General features: G+C 38.7%; 12 protein-coding genes and 1 other RNA gene. 11 read left to right on the plus strand and 2 right to left on the minus strand.

Annotated features, from left to right (window positions below; genetic code table 11):
• Nucleotide 1 precedes the first annotated feature (1 nt).
• The 3 genes from glf to ADH54_RS00190 all read left to right on the plus strand — a co-directional run bounded on the left by glf (nt 2) and on the right by ADH54_RS00190 (nt 4578).
• Complete coding sequence (glf, locus tag ADH54_RS00180) at nt 2-1102, plus strand: UDP-galactopyranose mutase (protein WP_049523289.1); 1101 nt, start codon at nt 2-4, stop codon at nt 1100-1102.
• Between the two features lie 80 nt (nt 1103-1182).
• On the plus strand, nt 1183-2241 hold the full coding sequence (locus ADH54_RS00185) for an acyltransferase family protein (protein WP_049523291.1): 1059 nt from the start codon (nt 1183-1185) through the stop codon (nt 2239-2241).
• Between the two features lie 357 nt (nt 2242-2598).
• Complete coding sequence (locus ADH54_RS00190; RefSeq protein ID WP_049523292.1) at nt 2599-4578, plus strand: peptide ABC transporter substrate-binding protein; 1980 nt, start codon at nt 2599-2601, stop codon at nt 4576-4578.
• Nucleotides 4579-4742: 164 nt separating this feature from the next.
• On the opposite strand, the gene pbp1a is transcribed toward ADH54_RS00190, so the two are convergent.
• Both pbp1a and recU read right to left on the minus strand, forming a co-directional pair.
• On the minus strand, nt 4743-6896 hold the full coding sequence (gene pbp1a / locus ADH54_RS00195; RefSeq protein WP_049523295.1) for a penicillin-binding protein PBP1A: 2154 nt from the start codon (nt 6894-6896) through the stop codon (nt 4743-4745).
• On the minus strand, nt 6889-7488 hold the full coding sequence (gene recU, locus ADH54_RS00200) for a Holliday junction resolvase RecU (protein WP_049523297.1): 600 nt from the start codon (nt 7486-7488) through the stop codon (nt 6889-6891). Before recU ends, pbp1a begins: the two co-directional genes overlap by 8 nt.
• A 66-nt stretch (nt 7489-7554) precedes the next feature.
• Between recU and ADH54_RS00205 the strand changes: the two genes are divergently transcribed.
• The 8 genes from ADH54_RS00205 to ADH54_RS12560 all read left to right on the plus strand — a co-directional run.
• Nucleotides 7555-8082: a DUF1273 domain-containing protein gene (locus tag ADH54_RS00205; RefSeq protein ID WP_049523298.1), complete on the plus strand. Its 528-nt coding sequence runs from the start codon at nt 7555-7557 to the stop codon at nt 8080-8082.
• Between the two features lie 69 nt (nt 8083-8151).
• Nucleotides 8152-8493, plus strand: coding sequence for a cell division regulator GpsB (gpsB, locus tag ADH54_RS00210; RefSeq protein ID WP_049523300.1), 342 nt, complete (start codon nt 8152-8154; stop codon nt 8491-8493).
• A 20-nt stretch (nt 8494-8513) separates the two neighbouring features.
• Nucleotides 8514-8894: RNase P RNA component class B (rnpB, locus tag ADH54_RS10815), an RNA gene on the plus strand.
• Nucleotides 8895-8978: 84 nt separating this feature from the next.
• Nucleotides 8979-10136 carry a THUMP domain-containing class I SAM-dependent RNA methyltransferase gene (locus ADH54_RS00220; RefSeq protein WP_049523303.1) on the plus strand — a complete coding sequence of 386 codons (1158 nt, stop codon included), beginning with the start codon at nt 8979-8981 and terminating at the stop codon, nt 10134-10136.
• 12 nt (nt 10137-10148) lie between these two features.
• Nucleotides 10149-11558: a cell division site-positioning protein MapZ gene (gene mapZ / locus ADH54_RS00225; RefSeq protein ID WP_049523304.1), complete on the plus strand. Its 1410-nt coding sequence runs from the start codon at nt 10149-10151 to the stop codon at nt 11556-11558.
• Nucleotides 11559-11633: 75 nt separating this feature from the next.
• Nucleotides 11634-13058 carry an NADP-dependent phosphogluconate dehydrogenase gene (gene gndA / locus ADH54_RS00230; protein WP_000158778.1) on the plus strand — a complete coding sequence of 475 codons (1425 nt, stop codon included), beginning with the start codon at nt 11634-11636 and terminating at the stop codon, nt 13056-13058.
• A gap of 11 nt (nt 13059-13069) precedes the next feature.
• Nucleotides 13070-13759 (plus strand): response regulator transcription factor, encoded by a 690-nt coding sequence (locus tag ADH54_RS00235; RefSeq protein ID WP_049523306.1) that lies wholly within the window; start codon nt 13070-13072, stop codon nt 13757-13759.
• 595 nt (nt 13760-14354) lie between these two features.
• The coding region (locus tag ADH54_RS12560) for a Rib/alpha-like domain-containing protein (protein WP_049523310.1) at nt 14355-16907 on the plus strand (2553 nt) is incomplete at its 3' end.

Below are 16907 nucleotides of genomic sequence, written 5' to 3' on the forward strand. Positions count from 1 at the left end.
TATGTACGATTATCTAATCGTTGGTGCTGGTTTGTCTGGAGCAATTTTTGCTTATGAAGCAACCAAGCGTGGAAAAAAAGTAAAAGTTATTGATAAACGTGACCACATTGGTGGGAATATCTATTGTGAGAATGTAGAAGGGATCAATGTTCATAAGTATGGTGCCCATATCTTCCATACTTCTAACAAGAAAGTCTGGGATTATGTTAATCAATTTGCTGAATTTAACAACTATATCAACTCGCCTGTAGCTAATTACAAGGGTAGTCTTTATAATCTACCTTTCAATATGAACACTTTCTATGCTATGTGGGGGACAAAAACTCCTCAAGAGGTCAAAGATAAGATTGCTGAGCAAACGGCTCACATGAAGGACGTTGAACCTAAAAACTTGGAAGAACAGGCTATCAAGTTGATCGGTCCAGATATTTATGAAAAGTTGATCAAAGGCTACACTGAAAAGCAATGGGGACGTTCTGCGACTGACCTTCCACCGTTTATCATCAAACGTCTACCAGTTCGTTTGACTTTTGATAATAACTACTTCAATGATCGTTACCAAGGAATTCCAATCGGTGGCTATAATGTCATCATCGAAAATATGCTGAAGGATGTAGAAGTAGAACTTGGAGTTGACTTTTTTGCCAATCGTCAGGAATTAGAAGCTTCTGCTGAAAAAGTTGTCTTTACAGGGATGATTGATCAATACTTCGATTATAAACATGGTGAGTTAGAATACCGTAGTCTTCGTTTTGAGCATGAAGTGTTAGATGAGGAAAACTATCAAGGAAATGCAGTTGTAAACTATACAGAACGTGAAATTCCATATACACGCATTATTGAGCATAAACATTTTGAGTATGGTACGCAAGCTAAAACGGTCATTACTCGTGAATACCCAGCAGATTGGAAACGTGGAGATGAGCCTTATTATCCAATCAATGATGAGAGAAACAATGCTATGTTTGCTAAATATCAAGAAGAAGCAGCACAGAATGATAAGGTGATTTTCTGCGGACGTTTGGCCGATTATAAATACTACGACATGCATGTGGTCATTGAACGTGCCTTAGAAATCGTATTAAGTGAGTTAGGAAAGTAGTCAATTACATTAAGGTTAAGTTTAATGACCTTATATCTTTTCTATAAATAAAAACTACAATTAGAAGAGCGAGATCTAATGTGAAAAAGATAAAAGAATATGATATTTTAAAAATTATGGCTATTATTTTAGTTGTGTTAAGTCATAGTGCGTATTATAAAATATCGAGCAATTATGGTGGGATGGATTATCAACAATATTTAAATAGTCATTCAGCATTTACTCTATATAAGATACTTGGTAAATTTATGGAAATTATCTATTATTTTCATATGCCATTATTTATGGCTATATCGGGTGTATTTTTCTCTATTCAAATAAAAAAAGATCGATGGAATAAGATTGAGAAATTATTAACTAGTAAGTTTAAAAGATTAATGTTGCCATTTTTTGTTTTTACTTTATTATATAGTTTGCCATTAAAATATATATCAAACTACTACAATGGTGTTTCATTTTGGAGAGCTATAACTGGTCAATTCTTTTTATTAGGAAACTCTCACTTATGGTATTTGTATGCATTATTTATTATCTTTATAATTAGTTTTTATTGTTTAAGAAGAGATGCTTCTATATTTGTATACTTGTCCTTATATATTTTACATGTACTGAGTTTCTTGATTCATATAACGTTAGTAAGTGCACCATTGCAGTTTCTTTTTTGGTTTTCCATGGGATTTTTGTTCGAATCTAAAAGAAGGAAGTATAATATTTTTTTAGAAAATCACAAATGGATTAGCCTTTTATTCTTTGTGTTATTTATATTTTTGGTGGTTTTAAATTTTCTATTTAAAAGCGATTTTAAAGTATTGAGTCGATTTTTTGTTGACTTATTAGCTATTTTAGGATCACTTATTTGTTACAATATTTCGTACTTTTTAAGTAATAAAACTAAAATTTTAGATAGTAAACTACTTAATCTCATTTTGATTAATGGTTTAGGGATATATATTTTTTCTGATACTTTAAACTATTTTATATTAAGTATTTCTTATTTTGTAAGTGATAGATTTATGTTTACTTCATTTGGTATAATTATTATATTTTTAATTAGATTTTTTTTCACTTTATTTTTGGGATTAGTCTTTACATTGCTATTTAAAAAAGTATTTCCAAAATATTCTTGGTTAGTTAACTAGAAAATACAATATCAGTGATTATGCACTATAAGCTATCCTGTAATTCTTACAGTTAAATATTTTATCCTATATACTGAGGAGACAAATAAAATAACTTATAGTATTTTGTACCTTATCTAGTTTAATTGTAATATAAAAGAAAATATCCAGGAAGTGGTATAGTACTCTCTCATTGTTTAACTTCGCTAAATATATAGGTTAATTCCTTGACTACTTAATGTAGTTGAGGGATTTTTTGACATTATTCATATTTTTGCAAACTTATTGTTTAAAAAATAATTTTCAAAAATTCAGAAAATTGTATTGACAGGACTTGAAAAAGGGTCTATAATGAATAAAAAAACAAAGGAGAAGACTATGAAAACAAGAAAAGTATTGGCTCTTGCGGGAGTGACTTTATTAGCAGCAGGTGTCTTAGCGGCTTGCTCGGGTGGTTCTGCTACTAAAGGTGAACAGACATTTGCATTTACATACGAAACACATCCAGATAATCTCAACTATTTGACAACTGGTAAGGCAGCAACTGCCGACATTACTAGTAATGTGATTGATGGCTTGCTTGAAAATGATAAATACGGGAACCTTATTCCCTCAATGGCAGAAGACTGGTCGGTCTCTAAGGATGGCTTGACTTATACTTATAAGATTCGTCAGGATGCCAAGTGGTATACATCTGAGGGAGAAGAGTACGCTCCTGTTAAGGCTCAGGACTTTGTAACAGGACTTAAATATGCAACAGATAAGAAAGCAGAAGCCCTTTACTTGGTACAGGATTCAATCAAAGGTCTGGATGCCTATGCCAAAGGTGAAATCACAGACTTTGCTCAAGTCGGGATTAAAGCCCTTGACGATCAGACAGTCCAATACACCTTGAACAAACCTGAAACTTTTTGGAATTCTAAAACAACCATGGGTGTGCTTGCGCCAGTCAATGAAGAGTTTTTGAATTCAAAAGGGGATGATTTTGCCAAAGCTACGGATCCAAGTAGTCTCTTGTATAACGGCCCTTATTTGTTGAAATCCATTGTAACTAAATCCTCTGTTGAATTTGCGAAAAATCCGAACTACTGGGATAAAGACAATGTGCATATTGACAAGGTCAAATTGTCATTCTGGGATGGGCAAGATACCAGCAAACCAGCAGAAAACTTTAAAGATGGTAGCCTTACAGCAGCTCGTCTTTATCCAACAAGTGCAAGTTTCGCAGAGCTTGAGAAGAGTATGAAAGACAATATTGTCTATACTCAACAAGACTCTACGACTTATTTAGTAGGAACAAATATTGACCGTCAGTCCTATAAACACACATCTAAGACTAGCGACGAACAAAAGACATCTACTAAAAAAGCTCTCTTAAACAAGGATTTCCGTCAGGCTATTGCCTTTGGTTTTGACCGTACAGCTTATGCTTCTCAGTTGAATGGAGAAACTGGAGCAAGCAAAATCTTGCGTAATCTCTTTGTGCCACCAACATTTGTTCAAGCAGATGGGAAGAACTTTGGCGATATAGTCAAAGAAAAATTAGTGACTTATGGGGATGAATGGAAGGATGTCAATCTTGCAGATTCACAAGATGGTCTTTACAATCCAGAAAAAGCTAAAGCAGAATTTGCCAAAGCCAAATCAGCCCTACAAGCTGAGGGAGTACAATTCCCAATTCACCTAGATATGCCTGTTGACCAGACAGCAACTACAAAAGTTCAACGTGTCCAATCTATGAAACAATCCTTGGAAGCAACTTTAGGAACTGATAATGTCGTTATTGATATCCAACAATTGCAAAAAGATGAATTGCTTAATGTAACTCTATTTGCCGAAAATGCTGCTGGCGAAGACTGGGATTTATCAGATAATGTCGGTTGGGGTCCAGACTTTGCCGATCCATCAACCTACCTTGATATTATCAAACCTTCTGTAGGAGAAAGTACTAAAACATATTTAGGATTTGACTCAGGGGAAGATAATGTAGCTGCTAAAAAAGTAGGTCTATATGACTACGAAAAATTGGTTACTGAAGCTGGTGATGAGACTACAGATGTTGCTAAACGATATGATAAATACGCAGCAGCCCAAGCTTGGTTGACAGATAGTGCCTTGATCATCCCAACAACTTCTAAAACTGGTCGTCCAATCTTGTCTAAGATGGTACCATTTACAATACCATTTGCATTGTCAGGAAATAAAGGTACAAGTGACCCAGTCTTGTATAAATACCTTGAACTTCAAGACAAGGCAGTTACTGCAGATGAATATCAAAAAGCTCAAGAAAAATGGATGAAAGAAAAAGCAGAATCCAATAAAAAAGCGCAAGAAGAACTCGCAAAACATGTGAAATAAGATAAAAAGAGACTGAGCAAAAAGTCTTTAAAAGCAAAACGCATATTGTCAGGTGATGAAAGCCTTGATCGTATGCGTTTTATTGTGGGGAAATGTACTTGATCTCTGTATTTCATTTTGAAAATGACAAAATCCTGAGTTTAGAGTTCTCAGGATTTTTTCGTTTACTGTTGTGGTTGCTGTTGAACTTGTGGATTTTGTGGCGTTGGTTGTACTGGTTGTGTCGGTTGAACAGCTTGTCCTTGATTAGGATCAGTTGCTGGAGCATTATTGGGTTGTTGACCAACCGTAGTACTTGCCTGTGTAGTTGAACTTTCAGCTGTTGAGGATTGTTGAGTAGAGGGTTCAGTCCATATTGGGCGAGCTCCATTTTTGAATACAAATTCCCCGTTTCTGAAAAGTCCGTCTGGCATCGTCCAGTCTTCTGGATGAGTATCTTCTGATAGATACGTTATCATTGAGCGATAAACTTTAGCTGCAACTAGGAAACCATCTCCAACGATAGGAGTTAAACGATTCGAATAACCTGTCCATACAGCCATAGAATACTTACGAGTATAACCAACAAACATTTCATCTGGAGCTACATAGCCAGTGTTCTTGATGTGTTTTTCAATTTCATCATCTGTGTAGTTAGAAGTACCTGTCTTACCAGCTTGCGCTAACCATGGGAGATAGGCTCCACGACCAGTTCCGTATGCCAAGACAGTTTTCATCATTTCGGTCATCATGTAAGCAGTTGTTTCTTTCATAGCTCGTGTACCTACATCTGAAAATTCTTTTTCACTACCGTCACTGAAGACGACCTTATTGATATACATGGGTTTGTGGTAAATTCCACCGTTGGCAAAGGCAGCATAAGCAGCAGCCATTTTTTCACTACTTGCTCCGTATTGTTTATTAGATTCTGTTGTATTACTTGAAATGGCGTTTGCATAATGCATGCTTGGATAGTCGATACCAAGACCATTAAGGAAGGTTTTAGCTCTATCTAGACCGACCTTATTCAAAGTCTCAACGGCTGTGACATTTCGTGATTGTTGAAGAGCATATTGCAGAGTAATATTACCGAAATATGCTCTATCCCAGTTGTAGACAGGTGTGCTTGTTCCCGGATAGTTATAAGGAATATCATTAACCATAGTTGCAGTGGAATCATAAACACCGTATTCTATGGCAGGTGCATAATCGGTGATTGGTTTCATAGCAGAACCCCAGTCACGATTGGTTTCCACAGCTTGGTTGGTACCAAATGAAACGTTACTTGCTTGGTGACGAGCTCCAAGTTGGGCGATGACTTTACCATTTGAAACATCTACGACCGTAGATGCGACTTGCAAATCATCGTCAGGGTAAGAGACGTATTGATCGGAGTTGTAGATATCCCACAGATGTTTTTGAGCTTCTTGGTCTACATTTGTGTAAACATCCATCCCAGTAGTTAGAAGGTTATAGCCAGTTTCTTGTTCTACTTGATTGATGACCTCCTTGAGGTAATTATCCATGTAAGCAGGGTAATTACTTGCTGATTTGAGACTTTGTAGTCCATCAGTAATTGGTGTATTGACTGCTTTCTCATACTGTTCAGCAGAGATGTAACCTTGATTTTTCATTTCAGATAAGACCAAGTTTCGGCGGTCTTGGGCTGCTTCTGGATGTGAATAGGGGTCATATTGGTTTGGTGCCTGAGGCATTCCAGCCAGCAAGGCTAACTGAGGTAAACTTAAATTATTGAGGTCTTTACCATAGTAGTTTTGAGCTGCTGTCTGCATTCCATAATTACCATTTGACATATAGACCTTATTGATGTAGTAGGTAAGAATTTCCTGTTTGGTAGCTTTTTGTTCCAATTGGATAGCTAGCCAAGCCTCTTGTGCTTTTCGGGAGATGTTTTGATCCGAAGTTGATGTTGAGAAATAGGTCAACTTAATCAACTGCTGGGTTAGGGTTGATCCCCCCTGTAAAGAATTACTTTGTAAGTTACGTAAGAAGGCTCCCATAATCCGAATCGTATCGATCCCTCTGTGGTCAAAGAAGCGATGATCTTCGATAGACACGATAGCTTTGACTAAATCAGTAGGAATTTCGTTGGCCTGAGCGTTTACTCGGCGTTCAGAGCCCAAATCGGCAATGAGTTCGTTATTATTGTCATAAATCTTGCTAGAAGTTGTTGCAACTAATTTACTATCTGACAGGGCTGGAGCTTTGCTTACAAAATAGAGGAAAACACCCCCACCCAATAGAAATAATGCGATAAAGAGGGTTAGGAAAAAGATTCCAATATACTTTAATATTCGCATAAGAATGTATTTATTCATCTTGTTTACCACCTAGTAAATGTTCTTTGATGACATCGAGATAGGGAATTTGTGGGAATGCCCCTAGTTTTATCTGGTAACCGTATTCTCGTATGTATCCAAGTGGCATTGATTTTTGCCCCTTATCTTGATGATAGAAGCGAATCAAATCATGTGCCGGTAATAAGTAGGTTTCTTGCTGAGAAGAAAAGTGAAGAAGGACAAAGCAGATTCCTTGTTGGGCAAGGACTTGTTCCATATGCTGAATCTGATGTGGATGAAAATTTTTCATCGGAATCGCTTGTTTCTGCCTAGTTTCCTTAGCCTCAAAGTCGATGTAATATCCCTTATAAACGCCAGAATAGTCTGTTGTTGAAGCTTGTCGAAAATAGGCCTCAACAATCTTGGCACGACTCCGTTGGGGATAGTCCACTCGTACGATTTGAATAGGAGTTGGTTTCTTATGTATAACAGCCAATCCCTGAGACAAATAGTAGTCGTTGGTAGCATTGATCATCTTTTCAAAAGACATTCCTCGATTTGCGAAATTTTTGGGTTGAGAAAGAGATGCTTGTCTTTTTTGTGATGAAATTTTATGAGGATAGTTGACCATAATTCTCCTTATTGGTACAATAACATCACACTATTATATCATAAATTTGCACAGAAAGGGTTAAAAATGACTACAGCTTTGGTTTTAGGCTATTCTGCTTTTGATTTGGGTTTGTTTTCTGACAAGGATTCTCGTCTTAAATTGATTAAAAAAGCGATATGTAGGGATTTAGAAGCTATGGCAGCAGATGGGGTGACTTGGCTTGTATTTACAGGGACTTTGGGTTTTGAATATTGGGTTTTAGAGGTTGCTCAGGAAATGAAGACCGAATACGGTTTCCAGTTGGCCACCATTTTTGCTTTTGAAACTCATGGGGAAAATTGGAATGAAGGCAATCAGATGAAACTGAGTCGCTTTAAGCAGGTAGACTTTGTCAAATATGCCTATCCTCGTTATGAACACAAGGGGCAGTTAAGAGATTATCAGCAGTTTTTACTGGAAAACACGAACAGTTCCTATCTTTTTTATGATGAAGAAAATGAAACGAAACTAGCTTATTTTTACCAAAAGATGAAAAATCAAGAGGACTATTTTATAAAGAGATTAACATTTGATCAGCTAAATGAACTTGCTGAAAATTTTTCCGAAAATTGAAGCTTTGACCTTGATTTTTGTTTGCCTTTTTTTATATAATAATACTAGCAAGCGAGAATGGAGAGAGACATGGCAAGTATTATTTTTTCAGCGAAAGATATTTTTGAACAAGAGTTTGGGCGTGAAGTCCGAGGGTATAGTAAGGCAGAAGTTGATGAGTTTTTAGACGATGTCATTAAGGACTATGAAACCTATGCTGCCTTGGTCAAGTCACTTCGTCAGGAAATTGCGGATCTGAAGGAAGAATTAGCTCGTAAACCGCAAGTGAGTTCGGCTCCAAGTCCTAGTCACCCAGATCCAATTGATGTGGCAGCTTCATCTTCTATGACGAATTTTGATATTTTGAAACGCCTGAATAGATTGGAAAAAGAAGTTTTTGGTAAACAAATTTTAGATAACTCAGATTTCTAAGTAGTTATTTGAGATGTGCAATTTTTGGATAATCGCGTGAGGAGAGTTGCTTTTCATGAGGAAAGTCCATGCTAGCACAGGCTGTGATGCCTGTAGTGTTTGTGCTAGGCGAAACCATAAGCCTAGGGACGAGAAATCGTTACGGCAGTTGAAATGGCTAAGTCCTTGGATAGGTCAGAGTAGGCTTGAAAGTGCCACAGTGACGGAGTCTTTCTGGAAACGGAGAGAGTGGAACGCGGTAAACCCCTCAAGCTAGCAACCCAAATTTTGGTCGGGGCATGGAGTACGCGGAAACGAACGTAGTATTCTGACTGCTATCAGCTAGAGCTGTTAGTGGTAGACAGATGATTATCGAAGGAAGTGGTCCTAGTCACTTCTGGAACAAAACATGGCTTATAGAAAATTGCATATAGGTTGGGGCTGAGAAATTTTCTCAACCTCATTTTTTAAAGTGGACATATAGAAAGGTCTTGCAAGACTGTAATATGAAAAAAGAATTTAATTTAATTGCAACTGTGGCAGCAGGTCTTGAAGCTGTTGTGGGACGAGAAGTGCGAGAGTTGGGCTACGATTGTCAGGTTGAAAATGGTCGTGTTCGTTTTCAAGGAGACGTGAGAGCTATTATTGAAACCAACCTCTGGCTTCGGGCAGCAGATCGTATCAAGATCATCGTAGGAACTTTCCCAGCTAAGACTTTTGAAGAGCTGTTTCAGGGAGTTTTCGCTTTAGATTGGGAAAATTATTTACCACTCGGAGCTCGGTTCCCGATTTCCAAGGCCAAATGTGTTAAATCTAAACTTCACAATGAGCCAAGTGTACAGGCTATTTCTAAGAAAGCTGTTGTCAAGAAATTGCAGAAACACTATGCTCGACCAGAAGGTGTTCCTTTGATGGAGAATGGCCCAGAGTTTAAGATTGAGGTCTCTATTCTCAAAGATGTGGCAACTGTCATGATTGATACGACCGGGTCTAGCCTCTTTAAACGTGGTTATCGTACGGAAAAGGGTGGCGCTCCTATCAAGGAAAACATGGCGGCAGCTATTTTACAACTTTCTAACTGGTATCCAGATAAGCCTTTGATTGATCCGACCTGTGGTTCAGGAACTTTCTGTATCGAGGCAGTTATGATTGCTCGAAAGATGGCTCCAGGACTTCGTCGCTCTTTTGCATTTGAGGAATGGAACTGGGTCAGCGATCGCTTGATTCAGGAAGTGCGTACAGAAGCGGCTAAAAAAGTAGACCGTGAGCTGGAACTGGATATTATGGGCTGTGATATCGATGCTCGCATGGTGGAAATTGCTAAGGCTAATGCTCAGGCAACTGGTGTTGCAGGAGACATTACTTTTAAGCAGATGCGCGTGCAGGATTTGCGTTCCGATAAAATCAATGGAGTAATCATTTCCAATCCGCCTTATGGTGAACGCTTGTCAGATGATGCAGGAGTTACCAAGCTCTATGCTGAGATGGGGCAAGTATTTGCACCACTGAAAACTTGGAGTAAGTTTATCCTAACTAGTGATGAAGCCTTTGAGACCAAGTACGGTAGTCAGGCGGATAAGAAACGTAAGTTATACAACGGAACCTTGAAAGTGGATCTGTATCAATATTTTGGTCAGCGTGTTAAACGGCAAGAGGTAAAATAGAAAGGGATACTCATGAGTAAGAAAAGACGGAATCGTCATAAAAAAGAAGGCCAAGAACCGCGATTTGATTTTGACGAAGCAAAAGAGTTAACAGTTGGTCAAGCTATTCGTAAAAATGAAGAAGTGGAAGCAGGAGTCTTGCCTGAGGATTCCATTTTGGACAAGTATATTAAACAACACAAAGATGAAATCGAAGCAGATAAGTTTGCGACTCGTCAATACAAAAAAGAGGAGTTAGTCGAAAAAGAAGAAGCTGTTACCTCGACCCTTGATGACTTACTTCAAGAGATTCGTGAGGAGACAGAAGTTGAGCCCTCAGTAGCAGAAGATGACTTGAATCAGTTCGATGATTTAGAATTCATACGCGATTCAGAAGTTCCCCCTGTCGAAGAATTTGAGACTGAAGAAGTACAATTGTTTGAAGGAGAAGAGGTCCCAAGACTTTCTCGAGTTACGGATAGTGAAGATGGAGAAAGTAAGAAGAAATGGGTGCTTTACGGGATCCTAGCAGCGCTAGTGGTTCTTATCCTTGGAACTGCTTATTATGTCTATCGTCAAGTGAATCGCTCGACACAGGACATCCAAACTGCTCAATCATCGTCTAGCGAGCAGAATATTCAGCCGATTTTAGAAGATTTTAATAGCCGATACGATGCTTTCTATACAGATAGCAATAAAACGGCTTTGAAAAATAGCCAGTTTGATAAGTTGAGTCAACTGAAGACCTTGCTTGATAAGCTGGAAGGTAGTCGCGAACATGCACTTGCTAAATCTAAATATGATAGTCTAGCAACGCAAATCAAGGCCATTCAAGATGTCAATGCACAATTTGAAAAACCAGCTATTGTTGATGGTGTTTTGGACACTAACGCTAAAGCTAAATCGGATGCTAAATTTACAGATATTAAAACTGGCAATACTGAGATTGATAAAGTGCTAGATAAGGCTATCAGCCTTGGTAAGAGTCAGCAAACAAGCGCTTCTAGCTCAAGTTCAAGTCAAACTAGCAGTTCTAGTCAAGCAAGTTCAAATGCGACTAGTGAGACAAAACCAAGTAGTTCAAATACGGCATCAAATGAAACTAGAAGTTCTCATAGTGAAGTCAATATGGGGCTCTCGAGTGCAGGGGTTGCTGTTCAAAGAAGTGCTAGTCGTGTTGCCTACAATCAATCAGCTATTGATGATAGTAATAACTCTGCCTGGGATTTTGCTGATGGTGTTTTGGAACAAATTCTCGCGACTTCACGTTCACGTGGTTACATAACTGGCAACCAATATATCCTCGAACGTGTCAATATCGTTAATGGCAATGGTTATTACAATCTCTATAAGCCAGACGGAACCTATCTATTTACCCTTAACTGTAAGACTGGATACTTTGTTGGGAATGGTTCTGGACATGCGGATGCCTTGGACTATTAAGCAGTCGTTACAAAATTCTTTCTTTTCAAAAGTAAAAATGATAAAATAAAACAAATTAAACAAGAGGAGTGTCATATGACAAAAGCTAACTTTGGTGTCGTAGGTATGGCCGTAATGGGTCGTAACCTTGCCCTTAATATTGAATCTCGTGGTTACACAGTTGCTATCTACAACCGTAGTAAAGAAAAAACGGAAGATGTAATTGCTTGCCATCCTGAAAAGAACTTTGTACCAAGCTATGACGTTGAAAGCTTTGTAAACTCAATCGAAAAACCTCGTCGTATCATGCTCATGGTTCAAGCTGGACCTGGTACAGATGCTACAATTCAAGCCCTTCTTCCGCACCTTGACAAGGGTGATATCTTGATTGACGGTGGAAACACTTTCTACAAAGATACCATCCGTCGTAATGAAGAATTGGCAAACTCAGGTATCAACTTTATCGGTACAGGAGTTTCTGGTGGTGAAAAAGGTGCCCTTGAAGGTCCTTCTATCATGCCTGGTGGACAAAAAGAGGCCTACGAATTGGTTGCGGATGTTCTTGAAGAAATCTCAGCTAAAGCACCAGAAGATGGCAAACCATGTGTGACTTACATCGGTCCTGATGGAGCTGGTCACTATGTGAAAATGGTTCACAACGGTATCGAGTACGGTGATATGCAATTGATCGCAGAAAGCTATGACTTGATGCAACACTTGCTAGGTCTTTCTGCAGAAGATATGGCTGAAATCTTTACTGAGTGGAACAAGGGTGAATTGGACAGCTACTTGATTGAAATCACAGCTGATATCTTGAGCCGTAAAGACGATGAAGGCCAAGATGGACCAATCGTAGACTACATCCTTGATGCCGCAGGTAACAAGGGAACTGGTAAATGGACTAGCCAATCATCACTTGACCTTGGTGTGCCATTGTCACTAATTACTGAGTCAGTATTTGCACGTTACATCTCTACTTATAAAGAAGAACGTGTACATGCTAGTAAGGTTCTTCCAAAACCAGCTGCCTTCAAATTTGAAGGAGACAAGGCTGAGTTGATTGAAAAAATCCGTCAAGCCCTTTACTTCTCAAAAATCATTTCATACGCACAAGGTTTTGCGCAATTGCGTGTAGCTTCTAAAGAAAACAACTGGAACTTGCCGTTTGCAGACATCGCATCTATCTGGCGTGATGGCTGTATCATCCGTTCTCGTTTCTTGCAAAAGATTACAGATGCTTACAATCGTGATGCAGACCTTGCTAACCTTCTTTTGGATGAGTACTTCTTGGATGTTACTGCTAAGTACCAACAAGCAGTGCGTGATATCGTAGCTCTTGCTGTTCAAGCTGGTGTACCAGTACCAACCTTCTCAGCAGCTATTACTTACTTTGATAGCTACCGTTCAGCTGACCTTCCAGCTAACTTGATCCAAGCGCAACGTGACTACTTTGGTGCCCACACATACCAACGTAAAGACAAAGAAGGAACCTTCCACTACTCTTGGTATGACGAAAAATAAGTAGGTCTGCCATGGGGAAACGGATTTTATTACTTGAGAAAGAACGAAATCTAGCTCATTTTTTAAGTTTGGAGCTCCAAAAAGAGCAATACCGAGTTGATCAGGTTGAGGAGGGGGGGAAAGCCCTCTCCATGGCTCTTCAAACAGACTATGACTTGATTTTATTGAATGCTCATCTGGGGGATATGACAGCCCAGGATTTTGCAGACAAGCTGAGTCGAACTAAGCCAGCCTCAGTCATCATGGTCTTGGACCATCGTGAAGAATTGCAAGATCAGATTGAGACAATCCAACGCTTTGCCGTTTCTTACATCTATAAGCCAGTTATTATTGAGAATCTGGTAGCTCGTATTTCAGCGATTTTCCGAGGTCGGGACTTTATCGACCAACACTGTAGTCAGATGAAGGTTCCAACGTCTTACCGCAATCTGCGTATGGATGTAGAACATCATACCGTTTATCGTGGTGAGGAGATGATTGCTCTGACTCGTCGTGAGTATGACCTTTTGGCCACTCTTATGGGAAGCAAGAAAGTTCTGACTCGTGAGCAGTTGTTGGAAAGTGTCTGGAAGTATGAAAGTGCGACCGAAACCAATATCGTGGATGTCTATATCCGTTATCTACGTAGCAAGCTTGATGTAAAAGGTCAAAAAAGCTACATTAAAACCGTGCGTGGTGTTGGTTACACCATGCAAGAATAGAAAAGCAGTTGCAGTTTTTGTAACTGCTGCTTGAGCTCTATACTATCTGTAGTGGGAATTCCTGAATAACAGATAGTATGGGGCTTTTTTGATGAGGCAAAAATGCAGGTCCCTAGACGGCTTGTAATGCTTCAAAGAGATGGTCAGAGAGAATGATTTCTTATTGACCATAGTTTATACTCAATGAAAATTAAAGAGCAAACTAGGAAGCTAGCCGTAAGCTGTACTTGAGTACGGTAAGGCGACGCTGACGTGGTTTGAAGAGATTTTAGAAGAGTATTGGTATCTGATAAGCTTTACTTCATAGTTCTCTACTTTTTGACGCTCAAAAGGGATGAGCTAGCTACAGTTGGAGTCAATATACTTTTTATAAGTATTCAAAAAAGTGGCATTTATCATAATTTTGAAGAAAAGGGAAATTTTATTTTTATTGAAAAATATGATATAATAACTATAGAAAACCTTAAAATAGCATAGGGATAAGGGAAAATAATTAATTTAAATCAATATAATTGACAAACCTGCTAATATGAAATATAATATTGAATGTATGTGTATTACATGCTATTTTTAGAAATCAAAAGGAGAAAATGTGATGTATTTTAATCGTAAAAATGCAGAACAAAAGAACTGGAGAATGATCAAAAAAGGGAAGCACTTCCTATTCGGTTGTTCTCTTGTTTTTGCGGTCGGAGCTAGCTTAGCTACTCAAGTGGTCCATGCAAACACAGCAGAAACTACTGTAGAAAGCAACTCGACTACTGGGGATGTTAACCCTACACAGAACGGAGATGGCAAGACTTATGAGGCGCCTGCTGTAGCAGCAGTAGCGGCAAAATTAGGTGGAGAAACTGCAAAAGAAGTTAAAGCTTTAGACAAAACTCAACTTGAAAACTACATTGCAGAAATCGAAGCAAAATTAGCTAACGGAACATACGAAAGCAAAACAGAAGAGAGTGTTGCAGTATTAAAAGCAGGGTTAGAAGATGCAAAAGCTACATTAGCAAATGCAACAACTCAAGACGAAATCACAAAAGCTTACAGTAAATTAGTAACTACAGTGAACACTAAATTAAAAGCTAAACCTGTAGAGAAAAAAGAAACTCCAGAAGTAGACACTACTAATGGAAAAGAAACTGTAGGTAAAAAAGCAGAAAACACTGAGAAAAATCCAGAATCTAACTCAATCGAAAACACAGGATCTAATGATCCACGTAATCGTCAAGCGATTCCAACGGGAATTCAATTTAGGGCGGAAGTTGCCGTTTCAAAAGATACAAATAAGGAACCAAATGGGCATAGTGATACCTATATCCTTAATGACGTTAATGGTCAAACGGCTGCATCTGAGGCTGCTCGTATAACTTCTCGGGTAACAAACTACAAAGTAAAATATAACAAAGATGATAGTGGGAAGATTACTTCGTTAGATTGGCTTGTCTATTTTAATAACTATTCAGAGAATTTAGCGAATACGTACCATACTGACTCTGGAGAGGTTTACCGTAACTATATCCAGATTCCTAAAGAAGTGAATATGCCGGATACGATTACGCGTGCACAGTATGCGAGTCCGCGAAATCCTAAATTCTTCCCCGGTGAGAGACTACCTCGACGTTACGAACCGAATGGTCAGCCAGTTAGCGCTTCTTCAACGTTTGACAATCCGACGCCAACCTTTGCTTCAGGGCTACCAAGAGAAGGTCTGGATACTTTTAATCTAGCTGATTGGCCTAGTACGCTTAATGGGCGTTCTGTAGAAAATCTTGCTACTCAACTGCCTAGATATTTTAAGGATGCAGCTTCAGATAATTCTCCGACGACTCGAGATATAATAAGAGCGGCAGCTATAAATGGAGATCGATTGATTGTAGACCGTTCAACTACAGGTGGTTCTAGTTATAATAGCTATGTATGGAGCTTTACAACAACAGTTCCTATTGACACAACTAATGAACAACTGAAAGATATGAAGGTTGTGTTTGGGATGATGCGTAGTGCCACTGCAGGTGCCAATGCAGCTTTTGCCAACGTTGCAGCGAACCCTGTGAAAATGTGGCAGTCTGATGTTTCCCCTGAACCAACAGCGAAAGTTCAAACTGTAAAAGCTGGACAAGTACCAGATGCGAAAAAATCAATTGGAAACTTGAACGACCTTCCACAAGGAACAACAGTTGCGTACAAGGAAGCAGTAGATACACAAAACTCAGGTGAAAAACCAGCAATAGCTGTTGTAACTTACCCAGACACATCTAAAAAAGAAGTTCCTGTAAAAGTAATTGTTGAAAAAGAAGCAGTAGCAGTAGCAGCTCCAGTAGTCAATACAAATGCTAAAGCTAGAAATACAGTACTTTCAACTGATGAAGAACTAACAGGAACAGGTACACCAGGAGCAACCGTTAAAGTAACTGTTAAAAATCCAGAAGGAACAACAGTAATCTCAGAAAAAACAACACAAGTTGGCGCTGATGGAAACTGGAAACTTGGTTTAGATAAAGGATTGAATAGTAACGAAATTTTAGGTGGTAATGCAGCGTCAAATACATTCTATGCTCCTAAAAATAAAGTGGAAGTTACGCAAGTTGTCAATGGAGTATCTAGTGCAGCAACAGCGGTAACAGTATCAGAAGGGGCGTCTACTATCTTGCCATCAGCCGCAGCTAAGGATGGAAAGAGCGTTGTAGCAGGAGCTAAAGAAGTTACAGTGACAATTCCGCATGATGCAGGTATTGCATACTTCTGGTATACAAACAAAAATGATAATTCTAAACCACAAATTGATATTAAACGTGAAGCTGATGGTAACTTTGTGATTTCTGGCAACAATGCTGGAAAAGCAACAGTTAAGAATGTAGTTAAAGGTGCATTCTCTGATACTGTTACATTAACATTAACAGAGCCAGCTAAAGAAGGTGCTAACCTAGAAATCATTCCTCACAATGGACTAGCTACAAAAGGTACTTACTTAGGTAGAGCTAATATTCCAGTAACAAACGAAAAACCAGTAGTATCATCTGCAACAAATTCAGATGTAACGACAGTAATTGCAGGAGGAACTGTAAATCTTTCAACTCTAGCGAAAGTGACAGACCATGAAGATGACCAAAATGCTACATTAGGAACAAAAGGTACACCGACAGTAGTATCT

This window comes from Streptococcus pseudopneumoniae, assembly GCF_001072315.1.
Classification (GTDB): Bacteria; Bacillota; Bacilli; order Lactobacillales; family Streptococcaceae; genus Streptococcus; species Streptococcus pseudopneumoniae_R.

Bases quoted from the DNA above. Each gene is read 5' to 3' on its own strand.
- glf (WP_049523289.1), top strand. From the start codon at position 2: ATGTACGATTATCTAATCGTTGGTGCTGGTTTGTCTGGAGCAATTTTT.
- ADH54_RS00190 (WP_049523292.1), top strand. From the start codon at position 2,599: ATGAAAACAAGAAAAGTATTGGCTCTTGCGGGAGTGACTTTATTAGCA.
- pbp1a (WP_049523295.1), bottom strand. From the start codon at position 6,896: ATGAATAAATACATTCTTATGCGAATATTAAAGTATATTGGAATCTTT.
- recU (WP_049523297.1), bottom strand. From the start codon at position 7,488: ATGGTCAACTATCCTCATAAAATTTCATCACAAAAAAGACAAGCATCT.
- ADH54_RS00205 (WP_049523298.1), top strand. From the start codon at position 7,555: ATGACTACAGCTTTGGTTTTAGGCTATTCTGCTTTTGATTTGGGTTTG.
- gpsB (WP_049523300.1), top strand. From the start codon at position 8,152: ATGGCAAGTATTATTTTTTCAGCGAAAGATATTTTTGAACAAGAGTTT.
- ADH54_RS00220 (WP_049523303.1), top strand. From the start codon at position 8,979: ATGAAAAAAGAATTTAATTTAATTGCAACTGTGGCAGCAGGTCTTGAA.
- mapZ (WP_049523304.1), top strand. From the start codon at position 10,149: ATGAGTAAGAAAAGACGGAATCGTCATAAAAAAGAAGGCCAAGAACCG.
- gndA (WP_000158778.1), top strand. From the start codon at position 11,634: ATGACAAAAGCTAACTTTGGTGTCGTAGGTATGGCCGTAATGGGTCGT.
- ADH54_RS00235 (WP_049523306.1), top strand. From the start codon at position 13,070: ATGGGGAAACGGATTTTATTACTTGAGAAAGAACGAAATCTAGCTCAT.